Annotated in this window: 12 protein-coding genes, 4 tRNA genes, 3 rRNA genes and 2 pseudogenes; 6 read left to right on the top strand and 15 right to left on the bottom strand. The window is 50.4% G+C overall.

Annotated elements, in window-relative coordinates:
- Positions 1–11 precede the first annotated feature (11 nt).
- Together HV318_RS18305 and HV318_RS18300 are read right to left on the bottom strand one after the other, a co-directional pair.
- A complete protein-coding gene (locus HV318_RS18305; protein ID WP_249421813.1) occupies positions 12–3,026 on the bottom strand; it encodes an autotransporter outer membrane beta-barrel domain-containing protein in 3,015 nt (1,004 codons plus the stop codon).
- Positions 3,027–3,298: 272 nt separating this feature from the next.
- On the bottom strand, positions 3,299–3,943 hold the full coding sequence (locus HV318_RS18300) for a helix-turn-helix domain-containing protein (RefSeq protein WP_182273845.1): 645 nt from the start codon (positions 3,941–3,943) through the stop codon (positions 3,299–3,301).
- A gap of 104 nt (positions 3,944–4,047) precedes the next feature.
- Between HV318_RS18300 and HV318_RS18295 the strand changes: the two are divergent.
- Positions 4,048–4,527: pseudogene (locus tag HV318_RS18295) on the top strand (IS1 family transposase).
- A 494-nt stretch (positions 4,528–5,021) separates the two neighbouring features.
- A pseudogene (locus tag HV318_RS18290) lies at positions 5,022–5,275 on the top strand (DUF4942 domain-containing protein); the annotation flags it as partial.
- An 84-nt stretch (positions 5,276–5,359) separates the two neighbouring features.
- On the opposite strand, the gene HV318_RS18285 reads toward HV318_RS18290, so the two are convergent.
- Positions 5,360–5,436: transfer RNA gene (locus HV318_RS18285), tRNA-Asp, on the bottom strand.
- A gap of 131 nt (positions 5,437–5,567) precedes the next feature.
- The gene (dnaQ, locus tag HV318_RS18280; RefSeq protein WP_196390842.1) at positions 5,568–6,299 is read right to left on the bottom strand and encodes a DNA polymerase III subunit epsilon; all 732 of its coding nucleotides are present in this window, start codon (positions 6,297–6,299) and stop codon (positions 5,568–5,570) included.
- A gap of 64 nt (positions 6,300–6,363) precedes the next feature.
- Here dnaQ and rnhA point away from each other — a divergent pair, with 64 nt between their 5' ends.
- On the top strand, positions 6,364–6,831 hold the full coding sequence (rnhA, locus tag HV318_RS18275) for a ribonuclease HI (protein WP_182273843.1): 468 nt from the start codon (positions 6,364–6,366) through the stop codon (positions 6,829–6,831).
- Here rnhA and HV318_RS18270 read toward each other — a convergent pair whose 3' ends face one another.
- Entirely contained in the window at positions 6,832–7,548 is a 717-nt protein-coding gene (locus tag HV318_RS18270; RefSeq protein ID WP_182273842.1) for a class I SAM-dependent methyltransferase, read from the bottom strand.
- 32 nt (positions 7,549–7,580) lie between these two features.
- Between HV318_RS18270 and gloB the strand changes: the two genes are divergently transcribed.
- On the top strand, positions 7,581–8,339 hold the full coding sequence (gloB, locus tag HV318_RS18265) for a hydroxyacylglutathione hydrolase (protein ID WP_182273841.1): 759 nt from the start codon (positions 7,581–7,583) through the stop codon (positions 8,337–8,339).
- A gap of 68 nt (positions 8,340–8,407) precedes the next feature.
- On the top strand, positions 8,408–9,772 hold the full coding sequence (gene mltD / locus HV318_RS18260; protein ID WP_182273840.1) for a murein transglycosylase D: 1,365 nt from the start codon (positions 8,408–8,410) through the stop codon (positions 9,770–9,772).
- A gap of 53 nt (positions 9,773–9,825) precedes the next feature.
- Here mltD and HV318_RS18255 read toward each other — a convergent pair whose 3' ends face one another.
- From HV318_RS18255 to HV318_RS18245, 3 genes are all read right to left on the bottom strand, one after another.
- Positions 9,826–10,599: a class I SAM-dependent methyltransferase gene (locus HV318_RS18255; protein WP_182273839.1), complete on the bottom strand. Its 774-nt coding sequence runs from the start codon at positions 10,597–10,599 to the stop codon at positions 9,826–9,828.
- Positions 10,600–10,676: 77 nt separating this feature from the next.
- Positions 10,677–11,477 carry an endonuclease/exonuclease/phosphatase family protein gene (locus HV318_RS18250; protein ID WP_182273838.1) on the bottom strand — a complete coding sequence of 267 codons (801 nt, stop codon included), beginning with the start codon at positions 11,475–11,477 and terminating at the stop codon, positions 10,677–10,679.
- Between the two features lie 137 nt (positions 11,478–11,614).
- A complete protein-coding gene (locus tag HV318_RS18245; RefSeq protein WP_182273837.1) occupies positions 11,615–12,790 on the bottom strand; it encodes an MFS transporter in 1,176 nt (391 codons plus the stop codon).
- Positions 12,791–12,894: 104 nt separating this feature from the next.
- Between HV318_RS18245 and yafC the strand changes: the two genes are divergently transcribed.
- A complete protein-coding gene (gene yafC / locus HV318_RS18240; protein ID WP_182273836.1) occupies positions 12,895–13,800 on the top strand; it encodes a DNA-binding transcriptional regulator YafC in 906 nt (301 codons plus the stop codon).
- Positions 13,801–13,828: 28 nt separating this feature from the next.
- Here the strand turns inward: yafC and dkgB are convergent, their stop codons facing one another.
- The 7 genes from dkgB to HV318_RS18205 form a co-directional block, all read right to left on the bottom strand.
- Complete coding sequence (gene dkgB / locus HV318_RS18235) at positions 13,829–14,632, bottom strand: 2,5-didehydrogluconate reductase DkgB (protein ID WP_182273835.1); 804 nt, start codon at positions 14,630–14,632, stop codon at positions 13,829–13,831.
- Between the two features lie 163 nt (positions 14,633–14,795).
- Positions 14,796–14,872 (bottom strand) — tRNA-Asp (locus tag HV318_RS18230).
- 55 nt (positions 14,873–14,927) lie between these two features.
- Positions 14,928–15,043: ribosomal RNA gene (gene rrf, locus HV318_RS18225) — 5S ribosomal RNA — on the bottom strand.
- A gap of 68 nt (positions 15,044–15,111) precedes the next feature.
- Positions 15,112–18,017 (bottom strand): 23S ribosomal RNA (locus HV318_RS18220).
- Between the two features lie 181 nt (positions 18,018–18,198).
- A tRNA-Ala gene (locus tag HV318_RS18215) sits at positions 18,199–18,274 on the bottom strand.
- Between the two features lie 108 nt (positions 18,275–18,382).
- A tRNA-Ile gene (locus HV318_RS18210) sits at positions 18,383–18,459 on the bottom strand.
- A gap of 69 nt (positions 18,460–18,528) precedes the next feature.
- Positions 18,529–20,068: ribosomal RNA gene (locus HV318_RS18205) — 16S ribosomal RNA — on the bottom strand.
- Together the 16S, 23S and 5S rRNA genes with 3 tRNA genes alongside form the textbook arrangement of a ribosomal RNA operon.
- Between the last annotated feature and the right edge of the window lie 209 nt (positions 20,069–20,277).

Genomic DNA, 20,277 nt, shown 5'->3' with positions numbered 1-20,277 from the left:
ATCTGGGTTTATCAGAAGGCGTATTTTACCCCAACGGTTCCCTGAGTGTCACTGTATCCCTTGTCACCGATCTGTTGTGCTACGTTCGCCCACAGCGTCGCCTGACGGTTAATTTTTCCCTCAACACCCAGCTTCAGCTCACCAATATTTCGTGTGCCGTCCATATAAGTGCTGACACCATCCATATTTACACCGTAGTTGTCGGTGTTATAAATCCAGTTCGCTTCCACGAAAGGTTCAAATTCACGCTGACTACCTTCATCCAGTTTGCTTTGTCCTTTAATAAAGGCTCTCACACCGAGACGGGTCTGGATATTATTGTCACCGGTACCACTGACGCTTGTACCATTAATCTCGGTATGGTTGTCGGCTTTCACCCCCATCCAGGTGACCTGCACCTTCGGCTGGATAAAGACCTGGTTAACCATGCCATTCAGCGTCTGATATTCACCAGTTTTATGGGTGTAACCCGCTTCAACGGAGGCGGTAAAGCCATTGGATTTGTAGCTTTCAGACGGCAGACCCTGACCGCTGACGCTGTTGTTGAACCAGTTGTACAGGGCCCAGGTATCAACGTAGGTACCTTGTTTGGTGGTGTCGTTGGCATACCAGGTACCATAAACCCCGACGCTGTAGCCGTTCAGGCTGCCGCTAGAGTTGTAGCCGGAAGCGTGGGAAACGCTGTGGCTTTTCTGATTGGCGTAGCCTCCCATCAGACCGACCAGGTAGCGATCAAGACCATCATTTGACCAGTCGACGATATCACCGCCAATCTGTATGACGTAGCGATTCGCATTGGTCGCGATGGCATCATTGCCCACGTGCGAACCGGTATGCCCGCCGATGTTACGCATCCACATAGAGCTTACTTTGCCGTTACCGGACATATCGTCCAGATACTGGGTTTCACCCAAGCGGTCGTGTAAACGCATGGCGAAGATGGTGTTGGCAGCACGCAGGTTATCGATATAAGAACCTATTTCAGGACGTAATACCGGGGTCGACGGTGTTGCTGGTTCGGCTGGAGTGCTCGGGTCTGTAACCGGAGGGGTTATCGGACGCGGCGAGCTCGGCGTCAGCGGAGTCATCGGCACTATCGGGTCAACCGGCGGTTGATTGCCCTGGTCTGTAACCGGAGGGGTTACCGGACGTGGCGAGCTCGGCGTCAGCGGAGTCATCGGCTTCACTTCACGGGAAGTTAAGTACCAAGACTCCGGGTTACCTGCACTGCCATCTCCGCCTCTGGTCAGTGAGTAATCATAAGCACCTGCAGCGATGGTGCCGATATTCTGGCGGTAACCATCCGAAGAGGGTGACAGACGGAAGGCATCAGGCGTGGTGGTACTGCCGTTCTGGGCATCAATCAGCAGGATCCCGGTGTTAGTACGCGCGCCGGTACCGCCACCATGCTTGATGATAAGAGAGGTATTGCCGTCGGCTTTGGCGTTGTTCAGCACCAGGCGATCGCTTGCCGAGCTGTCATCACCCATATAAGTTTTCAGGATAAGCGTACCGTTGTTGCCGGTATATTGGTTGCTGACGGTCAGGGTATTACCCGGCTGTGCGCCCGCCAGGTTGATAATACCGTTGTTTTCGATACCACCTGCGAGCGTAAAGTTACTGTTTGGCTGACTTTCCTGACCGGAAAGCGTATTGAGCGAGGCAACCATGCCGTTGTTAACCACGTTGCCATTGACTACGCCTGTACCAGCCAGAGTGCCATTGCTACCCACCGTAACATCAGCGGCTTTGGCACCGTTCAGCACTGCCGTTGAATTGGCTGCATCGCCAACGATAAGCGCACCGCCATCGATAGTGGTGGTACCGATATAAGTATTCACACCGTTAATGACGGTAATGCCGCTCAGTTGGCTGACATTACCCAGGCCACTAATAACGGGTGCGAAAATATAGTTGCCGGAGGTGTCGGTATGGTTAAACACCAGATTGCAGTTGGTATTGGCTAAAATTATTTTTTTGGCATTGATAGTTCCTGCTGCCTTAGCCGTTTGCCCGGCTAAAGCACCGATTGCCACCGTGCCATTTTCGGCATCGACATTGATACTTTGGGCATTAAGTTGACCCTGGTTGAATACAATCAAGGTACCATTACCAGACGGTAACTTAGTTGCACTATTTTGAGCACCGATGCTCAGCTCTCGTGCGCCAATATCCCAAAGGGAGCCTGGACCGTCGATAATGACGTCACCTTTACCTGCGGCATCGTCGCCAGGGCTGCCCCCGGCAATCGCTCCGCCAGCGCTTTTCACTACACCGCCGTTAGTAACACTCATGCTACCGGTTCCGGCACCACCGACGTTCATCGGACCGCTGTTGATTACCCAGCCCGAACCCGAGCCGTCGACATTCACTATACCGTTAGAATTTTTTCCCCAGCCGACACCAGTGGAAGAATTACTAATGATAGAGCCGCCGTTACTGATAGTCACCGAACCGTTGCCATTGGTACCTACGGTTATCCCCGAAGAGGAGGTTGTCGTGGCTAACAACTGCGAATCGACACCATCCACCACAACAGCACCCGTGCTATTATCGTTCTGGCCGACGTTCATGAATACCAGTCCGACCTTTCCGCCATTGAAAACATTCAGCGTCCCTGTACCACCTCCGCCAACAGCAGTCGTACCGTTAGATAGCGTCTGATTAGAGGGATCTACACCATCGTACCAGGCACCACCGTCCACGGTGAGGGTTCCGGCACTTCCCGAATTATATCCGAGAACAGAACCGCTGGTGCCGGAAGCGGTGGTGCCGGACTGAACAACGCCACCTTTAGTAATGGTCAGTGAACCTGTACTATTTTCCCCGGCGTAGATAGCTCCCGGTAAAATCCACGGACTACTTTGAGTGTCAGGAACGATTACCGTAGCACCGTTATCAATAACGGTCGCGTTAGACGCGGCAAATACAGGCATACTCAGCGGCACGGTAAAAAGCAATGTCGTAATCGCATTTTTAAGAAATACGCGAGTGCCGTTATTGTTCGAAATTCGTTTTATAACCATGTCAGTACTTCTGTTCATCATTAACTCCAGTGGAAATTCAAAATGTCTTTTATTAAAATTGTCGTTCAGTATTCAGGCGTACCGATGCAGCACAGCATTGTTAATTAAAGCTGCGTCATCCTCCGATATTTGCCCAATAAAGCGGTGCCAATAGCGTTTATCCAAATTTTATATATGCGTGTGTAGTGCCTGTAAAATGGCAACGTGAACGACATCCCCATAAAGGGATCAAGAGTTTTTCAGAAAGGAAAAACAAAAAAATAATAGACGTATTAATAACCCGCAGGTAGGGGTTTCAAATCGACAAGTCTTCCACGATTAACGGTAATATATCCGCCATCAGAGAGATTTTTTAAGATTTTGTTTAATGTACTCCGTGACACGGACGTACGATTTAAAATAAAAGTAAATATCGAAACATCGTTTAAACTCTCTTGGTTATGCTCCCACAGCATTTCAAGATAGGGTTTAACAATGCTATAGCTATTGGTCGTTCTGGAATTCAACTCCTCCCTGAAACAGTAAATTTCAAGATACCATGTGAGTATCAATGAAACGTCTTTCCATAACTTTTTTTCTTCCACCAGTCGCATAAAATCATGCAGTTTGAGATACGACAACTTAACATCAGATACCGTGCGGATATAATAACACTCCCGCTTAGAAAGCATCGTTGATAAACCAAAAACGGCCTGGTGATTGATATTCGCTAATATAATGTTGTTATGCACATTGCAGAGTTCGACTTCTCCTGCAGTGAGTACATAAATCAACTTTGTGTCGTGGCGCTTTAAGCGCCAAATCTTTTTTGGTGAAGCAGTAACCTCTACTCTCTCTGAGTGGATTGAAATTTCCCTTCCTATATCGGACAGCGCTGTGCGGACCTGCTCATTAAGAGTGTACAGATCGCTATACATAACGACTCCTGAACTAGCCTACTTTGAAAATTAGAGTAACTCATGTTGATGATGCCTCTAATTGGTTGAATCTGATATATAATCTGGGGTTTTGAGATTTTCTCCTGGCACGCGTTAACGTTCATTGTTCCCGTTGTAATTCTGTTCTGGTTTATCACCATGACCGGAACATCCTAAAGGCCAAAGTTGTTTCCGTTGTCGTGAGTGTCGATGCGTATTCCCGCTCACCGACACCTGGCAGGCCAGAAAGCTGGTGTTAAAGAGCAAATCGTTGATATAACCTTCAACGGCACCGGGGTTCGCGATACGGCAAGGACGCTGAAAATCGGTATCAACACGGTTTTCCGTACTTAAAAAACTCACGCCGAAGCGAATAACGTCTTCGCCAGTCGCCCATTCCGGTGCGGCGCTTATCTACGAACTCGATGAGCAATGGAGCTTCGTTGGTGTAAGGCCCGACAGCTATGGCCGGGAAGTGCTAAAGGATAAGCATCTGACCGGCAAGATTTTTACGCAATGAGCATAGCAATATGACGTTGCGAACCCGTATCAAACGTCTGGCTCGTTTCTCGCGCTCTATATAAGTCCATGAAAAGTCATCGAAGCCTTCATCAAACAACATATGCTCGACTAATTGGAGTCATAACCTTAATTTTTTTACACTTTATACAAAAGAATGAATATAAACAAGATCTTCATTTGTATAAAAATACACAGCTTTCATAGGCTTGCATGAATAATCTTCATATGAAATATCACATCACAATATAGTGCTAACATATTGTTTTTAAAAAAAATGGAACCACCAAATAGTTTTTTGTACTTTATAATTATGTAATGATGATGAATAAGATTATTAAGCTCTGAATCTGAATTGCGACTTACGTAACTATATAAACATTAAGTAAGTAGAATAACTTTGTATTTTTCGGAACATTGAAATACCGATTTTATTTAAGTTCTTGCAGGGTAGTTGGCATTGGTTGACCTTCTCATTCTCTATTTCTCCAGCCAGATGAAAATCCTCATGTGGCTAATGAAGACATTACTCACATCGCGGTGTGTTAATCAACAGGGAGGGAGGTCAAACGAGTTTAAGGGTCTGAGCTGGGATTACAAAAGCAACAGCCTGTGTAAGTCTGGAAGAAGATCATCATCAACGGGCTGGCAGACCTGGAGCGAATGCTGATGATCCTTGATGAGAAGCCTGTTCCCGCGAACCGCGCCGATGTCACCCGCTGTCTCAGCGATCATATTAATGAGAACAGGCACAGCATTCATGATGAGGATGAAATGTTTGTTATCAAATACTTTCAGAAGGGAACGGCACACCAGCGCCAGCCAAACGGTCATGGCATACCGTAAATTACAGACAAGAAAAAGGGCCATGTTAATCAATAACATGGCCCTGAATAGTGGCGGAACGGACGGGACTCGAACCCGCGACCCCCTGCGTGACAGGCAGGTATTCTAACCGACTGAACTACCGCTCCGCTGTGTTCCCGTGGGAACGAGGCGAATATTACGGTTTGCCTCCGAACTCGTCAACGCTTTTTCTCACGTTTTGAATCGTTTGCTGCAAAAATCACCCAGACGGTGATTTTACAGCCATTCTGGCCCCTTTTTACGCGCGCCACATGCAGCTTCCGCCCTTCTTCTGCACGAGATCCAGACGGGATTCATGGTTTAGCAGTTCTTCATCGCTAGCTAAAACAACCCGTAGCCTGCTGCTCTGACGTACAAGGCGCTGAATTCCCGCGTCACCCTGCATCTGCTGAGCGTCGTTTTCCATGCTGAAGGCCATCGACGTCTGACCACCCGTCATCGTCAGATAGACATCGGCCAGTATCTGGGCGTCGAGCAGTGCGCCGTGCAGCGTTCGCTTGGTGTTGTCTATCTCATAACGTGAACAGAGGGCGTCGAGGCTGTTACGCTTGCCTGGAAACATTTTTCTGGCCAGTGCCAGACTATCGGTCACTTTACAGAACGTGTTCGTCTTCGGGATATCACGATTAAGCTTGCTGAATTCATAATCCATAAAGCCGATATCGAACGATGCGTTATGGATGACGAGCTCGGCACCTTTGATGTACTCCAGGAACTCGTCCGCCACATCCGCAAAAGTCGGCTTATCCAGCAAAAACTCATCGGCGATACCGTGAACGCCGAACGCTTCTGGATCCACCAGCCGATCGGGTTTGAGGTAAACGTGGAAGTTGTTCCCCGTAAGACGACGATTCACCACTTCAACAGCACCGATCTCAATGATCTTGTGTCCTTCGTAGTGTGCGCCGATCTGGTTCATACCGGTGGTTTCGGTATCGAGGACAATCTGGCGAGTAATTGCAGTGCTCATAGCGGTCATTTATGTCAGACTTATCGTTTAACTGAACGTTTCAAATACAGGAAGTCTACCAGAGATGCGTAAACAGGTAGAAATTTTCACCGATGGATCTTGTCTCGGCAACCCAGGACCTGGCGGTTATGGCGCGATTATGCGCTATCGCCAGCACGAAAAAACTTTTAGCGAAGGCTATTTCCTGACCACTAACAACCGCATGGAGTTGATGGCGGCCATCGTGGCGCTGGAAGCCCTGAAAGAGCACTGTGACGTGGTGCTGAGCACCGACAGTCAATACGTGCGTCAGGGCATCACCCAGTGGATCCACAACTGGAAAAAACGCGGCTGGAAAACAGCAGATAAAAAACCGGTCAAGAACGTCGACCTCTGGAAGCGTCTTGATGCGGCACTGGGTCAGCACGAAATCAAATGGGAATGGGTGAAAGGTCACGCGGGACACCCGGAAAACGAACGCTGTGACGAACTTGCCCGTACGGCTGCCTCTAACCCTGTCCATGAAGATACTGGCTATCAGCCAGAATCCTGATCAGGGTTTTCTGTACTGACGCGTTGCGCCAACGGTCTGACGGATCTGCGTTTGCGATTTGTTCTGTTTCATCGGGTTTAGCGTAAGGGGAATTGTCCGCTTACGCGCAACGATGAACTGCATGCAACCTAAAGCAGGCAGATGAGTGCTTAGCAGTACCCCACCCTGCCGCGCCCAGGGCAAGACCTGAAAACCGCCATAGCAAAGCACTTCAAAGTTCAGCAATGAAAGCCAGTCCAGCTGACGCATCATGGTGAACATTCGGCTGTTATAAGGTGATGTACGGCGTAGTACGGGCACCAGCTTACGTAGCCCCATCAGGCTAAGCGGATTGAAACCGCTGATAACCAGCCAGCCGTCATCGATCAACACGCGATCGGCTTCACGTAGCAGACGGTGAGGATCGCTACACCAGGGTAACGTATGTGCAAGCAGGCACGCATCAACCGATTTTTCGGCAAACGGCAAATGCAGGGGATCAGCCTTTACGTTAACGGGCGATCCATCAAGAGAAACATTGACCTGATGCGAGATAGAGCAGCTTTCGGTATTGATTTCCGCGCTGAGATTGCCAATCTTAAGCAGGTGGAAACCATACATTTTCGCGAGCCAGGGCTTCAGCTGCTGTTCTAACGCCTCGCGATAATATTCACCCCAGGGCAATTCCGCCCAACGTTCCGGTGCTGCGACAGTCTGAGGTACCCTTGCCGGTTTCATCAAAACACCCGCCACGCTAAAAGAGGTAATGTATGAATCTTATCAGTATTCCTGCTTTTCAGGACAATTACATCTGGGTTTTAGTTGATGACGCTCATCGATGCATCATTGTTGATCCCGGTGAGTCAACACCTGTTTTACACGCAATAAAAGAGAATGGCTGGCAGCCAGAAGCCATACTCCTGACCCACCATCATAACGATCACGTCGGTGGTGTTCCTGAACTGTGCGCCCATTTTCCGCATCTTGTGGTATATGGACCGAAGGAGACACAAGATAAGGGAGCGACACAGATAGTCGAAGATGGCGAAAAAATCCTCATTCCAGGGTGGGAGTTTTCTGTATTTGCCACACCAGGTCACACTTCTGGACATACTTGTTACTACAGTAATCCTTATCTTTTTTGCGGCGACACACTGTTTTCTGGCGGCTGCGGAAGGCTATTCGAAGGCACGCCAGCACAAATGCATCAATCTTTACAGGCAATTAACGCACTACCCGACGATACTCTCATTTGTTGCGCACATGAGTATACATTAGGAAATATGAAGTTTGCAGTCAGCCTCTTACCGGAGGATCGTGCGATTCAAGATTATTATCAGAAAGTGAAGGAGTTACGCGCAAAAAACCAAAAAACACTCCCCGTAATTCTGAAAAATGAGCGGGAAATAAATTTATTTTTACGAACAGATGATATTGATTTAATTAATAAAATTAACCAAGAAACAATTTTGAAACAACCTGAAGAACGATTTGCATGGTTAAGGTCAAAGAAAGATAACTTCCGATAATTCTGGGTTGCCTTTTCAAAATTTCGTCGTTATCATCGCTCGTCTTTTAAGCAACTATTGACACACACATGAAGGCAAAAGCGATATTACTCGCCTCTGTCCTGCTTGTAGGTTGCCAGTCACAAAACGGCAGCAACGTACAACAGCACGCACAGAGCCTTTCTGCAGCTGGTCAAGGGGAAGCAGGGAAGTTTACAAGTTCAGCGCGATGGATGGACGATGGGACATCATTCGCGCAGGATCAGGACTTGTGGGCCTCTATTGGCGACGAGCTAAAGATGGGAATTCCGGAAAACAGCCGGATTCGCGAACAGAAACAGAAGTATTTGAGAAATAAGAGCTATCTCCACGATGTAACGTTACGGGCAGAGCCGTATATGTACTGGATAGCCGGGCAAGTTAAGAAACGTAACATGCCTATGGAGCTGGTACTCCTACCCATAGTGGAGAGCGCTTTTGACCCACACGCAACGTCTGGTGCCAATGCCGCAGGTATTTGGCAGATCATTCCGAGCACAGGGCGCAATTATGGTTTGAAACAGACCCGCAGCTACGATGCGCGTAGAGATGTTGTCGCTTCAACGACAGCGGCTCTCGACATGATGCAACGTCTGAACAAGATGTTTGACGGTGACTGGTTGTTAACAGTTGCTGCGTATAACAGCGGTGAGGGTCGTGTACTGAAGGCAATGAAGGCGAATAAAGCGCGTGGTAAATCCACCGATTTCTGGTCGCTCTCACTGCCACAGGAAACGAAGATTTACGTACCGAAAATGCTGGCATTGAGCGATATTCTCAAGAACAGCAAGCGTTACGGTGTTCAACTGCCAACACCAGACGAAAGTCGTGCACTGGCGCGCGTTCGCCTCAGCAACCCGGTTGATATTCAACAGGTTGCTGATATGACGGGTATGTCGGTAAGTAAATTGAAAACCTTTAATGCAGGCGTTAAAGGCTCAACCCTGGGGGCTAGCGGCCCACAGTATGTAATGGTTCCGCAGAAACATGCCGAGCAGTTACGTGAGTCTTTAGCTTCTGGTGAAATTGCTGCTGTTCAGTCAACGCTGATAGCAGACACATCACCTGTAAGCAGTCGTAGTTACAAGGTTCGTTCAGGTGATACGCTTTCGGGCATTGCAACACGTCTTGGCGTGAATGCGAAAGATCTGCAGCAGTGGAATAATCTGCGCAGCTCAGGCCTGAAAGTGGGTCAGACTCTGACGGTGGGTGCAGGTAGCAGCGCACAGCGTCTCGCCAACAACAGCGATAGCATTACTTATCGCGTGCGTAAAGGCGATTCACTGTCCAGTATCGCAAAACGACACGGCGTGAACATCAAAGATGTGATGCGCTGGAATAATGATACTGACAATCTGCAACCAGGCGACCAGTTGACACTGTTTGTGAAGAACAGTGCCACGCCAGACTCCTGATAGTACAATCTAAAGATAAAAAGGCACCCGTTCCCCCGGGTGCCTTTTTTGTTTTATCCCGCTTTTTGCGCTTCAGCCATGATGGTATCGCTGGTAAACGAGCCATCGTCCTGCAATTCAAAGTAGGTTTTCACTTCCGCAGAAGCACTCTCCTGATACAGCCGAATAGCCTGGCTTAACGCTTCAGGTGTACGCATGCGCGCGATCCACGAACTGAACTCCAGCGGCAAACGGTCTGTCATTAATGAACGTGAAATTAAACCCGCATCGGTGATAAACGATAACCACTCTCCGCTGGAGTAATTTTGCACATGAGAGGTGTCACGCAGCGCTTCAACCGTCTGCAGCCAGATATTGCGTACCGGATGCCCCGGGGACATCACATCCATAATGATGAAGATCCCGCCCGGCTTGAGCACGCGTTTGACTTCCCGTAATGCCTGCCCGACATCATGCCAGTGATGTGCAGAGTAGCGGCTGATGACTACGTCAAATGACGAATCCTCAAAGGGTAAGGATTCGGCATAACCCTGGCGCGTCGTAACATTACTCAGCCCTTTCGCTTTTGCCGCCTCCGCGACCACCTCCAGCATCTGGCTGGATAAATCATACGCCGTGACCTGAGCAACCTGCTGTGCAGCCGCAAAGCTGGCGTGGCCGGCCCCACAGCCTAAGTCCAGCACGTGCGCCTGCGGGAATGCTGCCAGGCGTTCACCGAGACGCACCAGGTCGCGTCCAGACGCGTGTACAGCGCTGCTCAGATAGGCACTTGCCTGCGAACCAAACTGTTTTTCTACGTTGTCATGATGGGAGTGTGTTGTTGTCATCGTACTGTCCTTTTGTTGGTAAAAAAATAAAGGGCAGCACCCGCGCAGGTCTGCCCCACGGCAGACCTGACACACCATTATTTATCAGGCTTGCCGGGACTGAATTCGACGAGTAGCGGATTGTGATCGGAAGCGCGCGTCACCAGAACGGAGGCGTCATGTACGCTCAAACCACGATAGAAGACAAAATCGAGAGGACGACCAAATGCCTTCTTGCGCTGGTCATCGGTAAAACGGACTTCACGCAGCGACATTTCACGCGCAAAGCGATACAGCGCATTCATGCGCGGACGGCTCCAGGCATTGAAATCCCCGGCCATAATGATCGGCCCACTGTGATGGGCAATCTGGTCGCCAATGGGAAGTAACTGCTTACTATACACATCCACGCCCAGACTGAAGTTTACCGCGTGGATATTCACCACCATCAGCAAACGGGTATCCGGCAGGGGATAAACCGTCACCAGCGCCGATTTTGCCAGACGCAGGATTGGCTCGCGCTCACGCAGCGGACAGCAATAGACCGGATGCGCAGCAGAGAGGGTCATCACACCAGAGGGATGTTGCGGTAAAACAAATGCGGGTACCTGATCAGCGGCAAGATAGTTAGTCGTCGCAAACCTCACCAGTTCAGGAGTGGTTTGCGCCTCCTGTAACAGAACCAGATGCGCATCCTTACCAAAATTCTTGAGCACGGATAACCATTCCGCACGCTGTTGCTTAAAGATATTCCAGACCAGTACCCGGATTTTTTCATCACTGCTTAACGGTGTACCAGCGGGCAATGCCTGGCTGATGCTCGCAAACGACCCCGGAGGCAAGATCCTCTCCGCGGGCAGTCCGGCAACATAACGCATGGCATAAGTATTTTTTCGCACTTTTGGAAACGACCTCTGTAACATGAACCAGCCCGGAAAACGGACTGGTTCTACTGTTATAGGGATTTTAGGTCACACTTTCAACGCCATTACGGAGAAACCGCTTTCCAGATTTGTAAGCAAGCACTTACTGCTGTTTATCCAAGAGCCACACGAGCCGGTTTATCAAGGCGTCCGCTCCAGCCAATCAACAGGAAGGCAATAAGGACAATCACTGCGCCAATCCACGGCGTTTGTGTTAAGCCGAAGTGTTCAACGGTTTGCCCGCCGATGATAGAACCCAGCGCAATGCCAATATTGAATGCCGCAATATTAAGACCCGATGCTACATCCACCGCATTTGGCGTATAAAGCTCGGCTTTCTGCACAACGTACACCTGAAGACCCGGCACGTTGCCAAAAGCGAAGATCCCCATAACCAGTACCGTGACCAGCGCGGCGTATTGCATTGATGCCGTAAACTGGAAAACCATCAGCAGAACAACCAGCGCAGCGAAGATGAACTTCAGAGCAGGAACGGCTCCATGTTTATCGGCCAGTTTGCCCCCCCAGATATTACCGATCGCAACTGAGATACCGTAGCCCAGCAAAATCCAGCTCACCGTATTTGGCGAAAATCCTGCGAGATCCTGCATCATCGGAGCCAGGAAGGTGAAAGCAGTGAATACGCCACCATAACCCAGGGCCGTAACCGCATAGATGATCAGCAACCGCGGATGAGTAAGAACTTTCAGCTGATCGCTCAGGCTGGCACTGGCGCGTCCGTGGATATTTGATGGCACCAGCAACAGGCTGGCAACCAGGGCAATCACACCCAGCAAAGAGACCGCCAGGAAGGTTTCACGCCAGCCGAAATGTTGCCCGATAAACGTCCCTAGCGGCACACCGGTTACCAGTGCAACGGTCAAACCACCAAACATAATCGCAATAGCAGACGCCGCTTTCTCTTTTGGTACCAGGCTGGTTGCAATGGTGGAGCCGATGGAGAAGAACACGCCATGCGCGAGGCCGGTCAGTAGCCGGGCAATCACCAGCGTGGTGTAATCCGGGGCCTGCCAGGCCAGAATATTACCCGCGGTGAAGAGCACCATCAGGGCAACTAACAGCTGCTTACGCGGAAAGCGTCCGGTCAGCGCCGTCAGTACCGGTGCGCCAACCGCGACACCCAGCGCATAGATAGAAACCAGCAGCCCGGCAGAGGGCAGCGAAATAGCAAGTTGATTAGCAATAGCAGGAACCAGTCCTACAATAACGAATTCGGTCGTGCCAATTGCAAAGGCACTGATCGTCAGGGCAAGTAGCGCCAGTGGCATAAAATACTCCGTCTCTTCAGGATTAAGATGACAAGGAGTATGCGCCAGTGCTTAAATAACAAAAATGGTCAAAATCTCAATAGAATTTTGCAGGTGGTGCAACAATGAAAGCAACGTCGGAAGAGCTGACAATCTTTGTCGCCGTCGTCGAAAGCGGCAGCTTTAGCCGCGCGGCCGAACAGCTTGGACAAGCTAACTCTGCTATCAGCCGCTCGGTTAAAAAGCTGGAGATGAAGCTTGGGGTGAGCCTGCTCAACCGAACGACGCGTCAGCTGAGCCTGACGGAAGAAGGTGAGCGTTATTTCCGTCGCGTGCAGTCTGTTCTGCAGGAGATGGCTGCAGCGGAAACAGAGATAATGGAAACCCGCAGTACGCCGCGCGGATTGCTGCGTATTGATGCGTCCACCCCTGTCGTGCTGCATTTCCTGATGCCGCTGGTTAAACCATTTCGTGAACGCTATCCGGAAATGACGCTATCTCTGGTCTCCTCCGAGACGTTTATTAATCTTATTGAGCGGAAAGTCGATGTCGCGATTCGGGCTGGAACCTTAACGGACTCAAGCTTACGTGCCCGTCCTCTGTTTGCCAGTTACCGTAAAATCATCGCCTCACCACAGTATATTGCCGTGCATGGAAAGCCAGAGACGGTTGAAGAGCTGAAGCAGCATCTGTGTCTGGGCTTTACGGAACCCGTATCGCTGAATACCTGGCCCATCGCCTGTCATGATGGGCAACTTCATGAAATCACCAGCGGAATATCGTCCAACAGTGGGGAGACGCTAAAGCAGCTGTGCCTTGAAGGGAACGGGATCGCCTGTTTATCCGATTACATGATTGATAAAGAGATAGCACGCGGTGAGCTTGTAGAACTGATGGCAGATAAATGTCTGCCGGTAGAAATGCCTTTCAGCGCGGTGTATTACAGCGACAGGGCGGTAAGTACGCGCATACGTGCTTTTATCGACTTCCTGAGCGAGCATGTAAAAACAGCTCCAGGAGGAGCTGTGTGAGGGCTTAGGTTACAGAGGGTGGTCAATATTAATCCCAGTTCGGAGCTAAACCTTCCGGGCTAACCAGGCGATCGTTGCAATCCAGGGCTGCGATCGCTTTTTTGTCTTCATCATCCAGCAGGAGATCCAGAGCTAACAGATTGCTGGCCAGGTTTTCACGTTTGGTCGATGAAGGGATAACGGCATAACCTTCCCCCATCGCCCATGCCAGGATCACCTGTGCAGTTGTTGCGTTGTGCTTCTCTGCGATGCGTGTAATCACTTCATCTTTCAGAGCTTTACCGTAAGCCAGCGTCATGTAAGAGGTAATGTGAATACCGTGTTGTTTTGCCCAGTTCACGACTTTGCGGTTTTGCAGATATGGGGACAGTTCAATCTGGTTGGTCGCAATATTTTCTGCTCCAACAGCCGCAATCGCTTTTTCCATCAGTGGGATGGTGAAGTTGGAGATGCCAATTTCACGGGTCAGACCCTGCTCTTTCGCTTCCAGCAATGCCTTCATAAACTCTTCCACTGCCACGGCATCATTCGGTGATGGCCAGTGGACCAGAGTCAGATCCACGTAGTCGGTACGCAGTTTTTTCAGGCTCTCTTTCAGGCCTGGGATCAGTTTGTCTTTGCTGAGGTTCTCAATCCAGATTTTGGTGGTGATAAAAAGCTCGTTACGCGGCACGCCACTCTCTTCAATCGCCTGACCAACAGCAGCTTCATTTTCATAAATCTGTGCCGTATCAACAGTGCGATAACCAAGCTCAAGTGCGGTTTTTACAGATGCGATAACAATGTCGTCTTTCAGGCGGAAAGTGCCCAGACCAAATGCAGGGATAGTCATGTCATTCCTCGTTAATCATAGTGTTTGTTAACTGAGGAGGATTATCACTGTTGCTGTTATGCTGAAAAAGAGCGTAAAACGCAGAGGATTTTTGCTAATTTAGCAATAAATATACAACAAACAAGAAAAAAGCCCTGAGCGTTAACTCAGGGCTTTCAATAAGTGGCGGAACGGACGGGACTCGAACCCGCGACCCCCTGCGTGACAGGCAGGTATTCTAACCGACTGAACTACCGCTCCACCGAAGACTGCTGTAACCACCGGATTTATGCACCGGCTTACTACTTAATTTGATGCCTGGCAGTTCCCTACTCTCACATGGGGAGACCCCACACTACCATCGGCGCTACGGCGTTTCACTTCTGAGTTCGGCATGGGGTCAGGTGGGACCACCGCGCTAAAGCCGCCAGGCAAATTCTGTTAATCTGTATCAAAGCTGAAAATATTCTGTCTCTTCGCCGAAACAGCTTCGGCGTTGTAAGGTTAAGCCTCACGGTTCATTAGTATCGGTTAGCTCAACGTATCGCTACGCTTACACACCCGACCTATCAACGTCGTCGTCTTCAACGTTCCTTCAGGAGACTTAAAGTCTCAGGGAGAACTCATCTCGGGGCAAGTTTCGTGCTTAGATGCTTTCAGCACTTATCTCTTCCGCATTTAGCTACCGGGCAATGCCATTGGCATGACAACCCGAACACCAGTGATGCGTCCACTCCGGTCCTCTCGTACTAGGAGCAGCCCCCCTCAATTCTCCAGCGCCCACGGCAGATAGGGACCGAACTGTCTCACGACGTTCTAAACCCAGCTCGCGTACCACTTTAAATGGCGAACAGCCATACCCTTGGGACCTACTTCAGCCCCAGGATGTGATGAGCCGACATCGAGGTGCCAAACACCGCCGTCGATATGAACTCTTGGGCGGTATCAGCCTGTTATCCCCGGAGTACCTTTTATCCGTTGAGCGATGGCCCTTCCATTCAGAACCACCGGATCACTATGACCTGCTTTCGCACCTGCTCGAGCCGTCACTCTCGCAGTCAAGCTAGCTTATGCCATTGCACTAACCTCCTGATGTCCGACCAGGATTAGCTAACCTTCGTGCTCCTCCGTTACTCTTTGGGAGGAGACCGCCCCAGTCAAACTACCCACCAGACACTGTCCGCAACCCGGATTACGGGTCTACGTTAGAACACCAGCCATTAAAGGGTGGTATTTCAAGGTCGGCTCCACGCAGACTGGCGTCCACGCTTCAAAGCCTCCCACCTATCCTACACATCAAGGACCAGTGTTCAGTGTCAAGCTATAGTAAAGGTTCACGGGGTCTTTCCGTCTTGCCGCGGGTACACTGCATCTTCACAGCGAGTTCAATTTCACTGAGTCTCGGGTGGAGACAGCCTGGCCATCATTACGCCATTCGTGCAGGTCGGAACTTACCCGACAAGGAATTTCGCTACCTTAGGACCGTTATAGTTACGGCCGCCGTTTACCGGGGCTTCGATCAAGAGCTTCGCGTTGCCGCTAACCCCATCAATTAACCTTCCGGCACCGGGCAGGCGTCACACCGTATACGTCCACTTTCGTGTTTGCACAGTGCTGTGTTTTTAATAAACAGTTGCAGCCAGCTGGTATCTTCGACTGATTTCAGCTCCACCCGCAGGGGCTTCACCTACATATCAGCGTGCCTTCTCCCGAAGTTACGGCACCATTTTGCCTAGTTCCTTCACCCGAGTTCTCTCAAGCGCCTTGGTATTCTCTACCTGACCACCTGTGTCGGTTTGGGGTACGATTTGATGTTACCTGATGCTTAGAGGCTTTTCCTGGAAGCAGGGCATTTGTTACTTCAGCACCGTAGTGCCTCGTCATCACACCTCAGCGTTAAAAAACGACCGGATTTACCTAATCGTTCCGCCTACATGCTTAAACCGGGACAACCGTCGCCCGGCTAACATAGCCTTCTCCGTCCCCCCTTCGCAGTAACACCAAGTACAGGAATATTAACCTGTTTCCCATCGACTACGCCTTTCGGCCTCGCCTTAGGGGTCGACTCACCCTGCCCCGATTAACGTTGGACAGGAACCCTTGGTCTTCCGGCGAGCGGGCTTTTCACCCGCTTTATCGTTACTTATGTCAGCATTCGCACTTCTGATACCTCCAGCATGCCTCACAGCACACCTTCAACGGCTTACAGAACGCTCCCCTACCCAACAACGCATAAGCGTCGCTGCCGCAGCTTCGGTGCATGGTTTAGCCCCGTTACATCTTCCGCGCAGGCCGACTCGACCAGTGAGCTATTACGCTTTCTTTAAATGATGGCTGCTTCTAAGCCAACATCCTGGCTGTCTGTGCCTTCCCACATCGTTTCCCACTTAACCATGACTTTGGGACCTTAGCTGGCGGTCTGGGTTGTTTCCCTCTTCACGACGGACGTTAGCACCCGCCGTGTGTCTCCCGTGATAACATTCTTCGGTATTCGTAGTTTGCATCGGGTTGGTAAGCCGGGATGGCCCCCTAGCCGAAACAGTGCTCTACCCCCGAAGATGAGTTCACGAGGCGCTACCTAAATAGCTTTCGGGGAGAACCAGCTATCTCCCGGTTTGATTGGCCTTTCACCCCCAGCCACAAGTCATCCGCTAATTTTTCAACATTAGTCGGTTCGGTCCTCCAGTTAGTGTTACCCAACCTTCAACCTGCCCATGGCTAGATCACCGGGTTTCGGGTCTATACCCTGCAACTTAACGCCCAGTTAAGACTCGGTTTCCCTTCGGCTCCCCTATACGGTTAACCTTGCTACAGAATATAAGTCGCTGACCCATTATACAAAAGGTACGCAGTCACACCACGAAGGTGCTCCCACTGCTTGTACGTACACGGTTTCAGGTTCTTTTTCACTCCCCTCGCCGGGGTTCTTTTCGCCTTTCCCTCACGGTACTGGTTCACTATCGGTCAGTCAGGAGTATTTAGCCTTGGAGGATGGTCCCCCCATATTCAGACAGGATACCACGTGTCCCGCCCTACTCTTCGAGTTCACAACCTGTGCATTTTCGTGTACGGGGCTGTCACCCTGTATCGCCGGACTTTCCAGACCGTTCCACTAACACACAAGCTGATTCAGACTCTGGGCTGCTCCCCGTTCGCTCGCCGCTACTGGGGGAATCTCGGTTGATTTCTTTTCCTCGGGGTACTTAGATGTTTCAGTTCCCCCGGTTCGCCTCGTTAACCTATGTATTCAGTTAACGATAGTGTGACGAATCACACTGGGTTTCCCCATTCGGACATCGCCGGGTCAAAGGTTCATATCACCTCGCCGGCGCTTTTCGCAGATTAGCACGTCCTTCATCGCCTCTGACTGCCAGGGCATCCACCGTGTACGCTTAGTCGCTTAACCTCACAACCCGAAGATGTTTCTTTCGATTCATCACCGACTTGCGAAAATTTGAGAGACTCGAACACACCATTTAAGATGTGTCGTTTCAATTTTCAGCTTGATCCAGATTTTTAAAGAGCAAAACTTCGCAGTGCACCTTTTCAGGTTCACTCTGAAGTTTTCTTGTGTTCGCAGTAAAAGATGGTGGAGCTATGCGGGATCGAACCGCAGACCTCCTGCGTGCAAAGCAGGCGCTCTCCCAGCTGAGCTATAGCCCCATCGTTTTGCCAACCTCTGTACCGGTAATTTTTGTTGAGGCAAGGCGTGGTGACACAAAGCATACTTAAGTATGTGAGTTTCGCCGCAACGCAGCATCAGCAAAAATTTGGTAGGCCTGAGTGGACTTGAACCACCGACCTCACCCTTATCAGGGGTGCGCTCTAACCACCTGAGCTACAAGCCTGCAGAGATTTTTACTGCTGTATTTCATCAGACAATCTGTGTGAGCACTGCAAAGGCAGGTTCTTTAAGGTAAGGAGGTGATCCAACCGCAGGTTCCCCTACGGTTACCTTGTTACGACTTCACCCCAGTCATGAATCACAAAGTGGTAAGCGCCCTCCCGAAGGTTAAGCTACCTACTTCTTTTGCAACCCACTCCCATGGTGTGACGGGCGGTGTGTACAAGGCCCGGGAACGTATTCACCGTAGCATTCTGATCTACGATTACTAGCGATTCCGACTTCATGGAGTCGAGTTGCAGACTCCAATCCGGACTACGACGCACTTTATGAGGTCCGCTTGCTCTCGCGAGGTCGCTTCTCTTTGTATGCGCCATTGTAGCACGTGTGTAGCCCTACTCGTAAGGGCCATGATGACTTGACGTCATCCCCACCTTCCTCCAGTTTATCACTGGCAGTCTCCTTTGAGTTCCCGGCCGGACCGCTGGCAACAAAGGATAAGGGTTGCGCTCGTTGCGGGACTTAACCCAACATTTCACAACACGAGCTGACGACAGCCATGCAGCACCTGTCTCAGAGTTCCCGAAGGCACCAAAGCATCTCTGCTAAGTTCTCTGGATGTCAAGAGTAGGTAAGGTTCTTCGCGTTGCATCGAATTAAACCACATGCTCCACCGCTTGTGCGGGCCCCCGTCAATTCATTTGAGTTTTAACCTTGCGGCCGTACTCCCCAGGCGGTCGACTTAACGCGTTAGCTCCGGAAGCCACGCCTCAAGGGCACAACCTCCAAGTCGACATCGTTTACGGCGTGGACTACCAGGGTATCTAATCCTGTTTGCTCCCCACGCTTTCGCACCTGAGCGTCAGTCTTTGTCCAGGGGGCCGCCTTCGCCACCGGTATTCCTCCAGATCTCTACGCATTTCACCGCTACACCTGGAATTCTACCCCCCTCTACAAGACTCTAGCCTGCCAGTTTCGAATGCAGTTCCCAGGTTGAGCCCGGGGATTTCACATCCGACTTGACAGACCGCCTGCGTGCGCTTTACGCCCAGTAATTCCGATTAACGCTTGCACCCTCCGTATTACCGCGGCTGCTGGCACGGAGTTAGCCGGTGCTTCTTCTGCGGGTAACGTCAATTGCTGTGGTTATTAACCACAACACCTTCCTCCCCGCTGAAAGTACTTTACAACCCGAAGGCCTTCTTCATACACGCGGCATGGCTGCATCAGGCTTGCGCCCATTGTGCAATATTCCCCACTGCTGCCTCCCGTAGGAGTCTGGACCGTGTCTCAGTTCCAGTGTGGCTGGTCATCCTCTCAGACCAGCTAGGGATCGTCGCCTAGGTGAGCCGTTACCCCACCTACTAGCTAATCCCATCTGGGCACATCTGATGGCAAGAGGCCCGAAGGTCCCCCTCTTTGGTCTTGCGACGTTATGCGGTATTAGCTACCGTTTCCAGTAGTTATCCCCCTCCATCAGGCAGTTTCCCAGACATTACTCACCCGTCCGCCGCTCGTCACCCGGGAGCAAGCTCCCCGTGTTACCGCCCGACTTGCATGTGTTAGGCCTGCCGCCAGCGTTCAATCTGAGCCATGATCAAACTCTTCAATTTAAAAGTTTGATGCTCAATGAATTAATCTTCGTAATGAATTACGTGTTCACTCGTTGAGACTTGGTATTCATTTATCGTCCGAGGACGTTAAGAATCCATGTCACTTTGAGTGCCCACACAGATTGTCTGATAAATTGTTAAAGAGCAGTTGCAACGCGGCTTTCAGCTCACCGTTGCGAGGTGGCGTATATTACGCTTTCCTCTTTCAG

Origin of the sequence: Enterobacter sp. RHBSTW-00901 (genome assembly GCF_014103115.1) — a bacterium.
Classification (GTDB): Bacteria; Pseudomonadota; Gammaproteobacteria; order Enterobacterales; family Enterobacteriaceae; genus Enterobacter; species Enterobacter cloacae_P.
This window is presented reverse-complemented; position numbering and strand designations above follow the sequence as displayed.

Coding starts and splice junctions, on each gene's coding strand:
- rnhA (WP_182273843.1), top strand. CDS start 6,364: ATGCGTAAACAGGTAGAAATTTTCACCGATGGATCTTGTCTCGGCAAC.
- HV318_RS18305 (WP_249421813.1), bottom strand. CDS start 3,026: ATGGTTATAAAACGAATTTCGAACAATAACGGCACTCGCGTATTTCTT.
- HV318_RS18300 (WP_182273845.1), bottom strand. CDS start 3,943: ATGTATAGCGATCTGTACACTCTTAATGAGCAGGTCCGCACAGCGCTG.
- dkgB (WP_182273835.1), bottom strand. CDS start 14,632: ATGACTATCCCTGCATTTGGTCTGGGCACTTTCCGCCTGAAAGACGAC.
- HV318_RS18255 (WP_182273839.1), bottom strand. CDS start 10,599: ATGACAACAACACACTCCCATCATGACAACGTAGAAAAACAGTTTGGT.
- mltD (WP_182273840.1), top strand. CDS start 8,408: ATGAAGGCAAAAGCGATATTACTCGCCTCTGTCCTGCTTGTAGGTTGC.
- HV318_RS18270 (WP_182273842.1), bottom strand. CDS start 7,548: ATGAAACCGGCAAGGGTACCTCAGACTGTCGCAGCACCGGAACGTTGG.
- yafC (WP_182273836.1), top strand. CDS start 12,895: ATGAAAGCAACGTCGGAAGAGCTGACAATCTTTGTCGCCGTCGTCGAA.
- gloB (WP_182273841.1), top strand. CDS start 7,581: ATGAATCTTATCAGTATTCCTGCTTTTCAGGACAATTACATCTGGGTT.
- HV318_RS18245 (WP_182273837.1), bottom strand. CDS start 12,790: ATGCCACTGGCGCTACTTGCCCTGACGATCAGTGCCTTTGCAATTGGC.
- dnaQ (WP_196390842.1), bottom strand. CDS start 6,299: ATGAGCACTGCAATTACTCGCCAGATTGTCCTCGATACCGAAACCACC.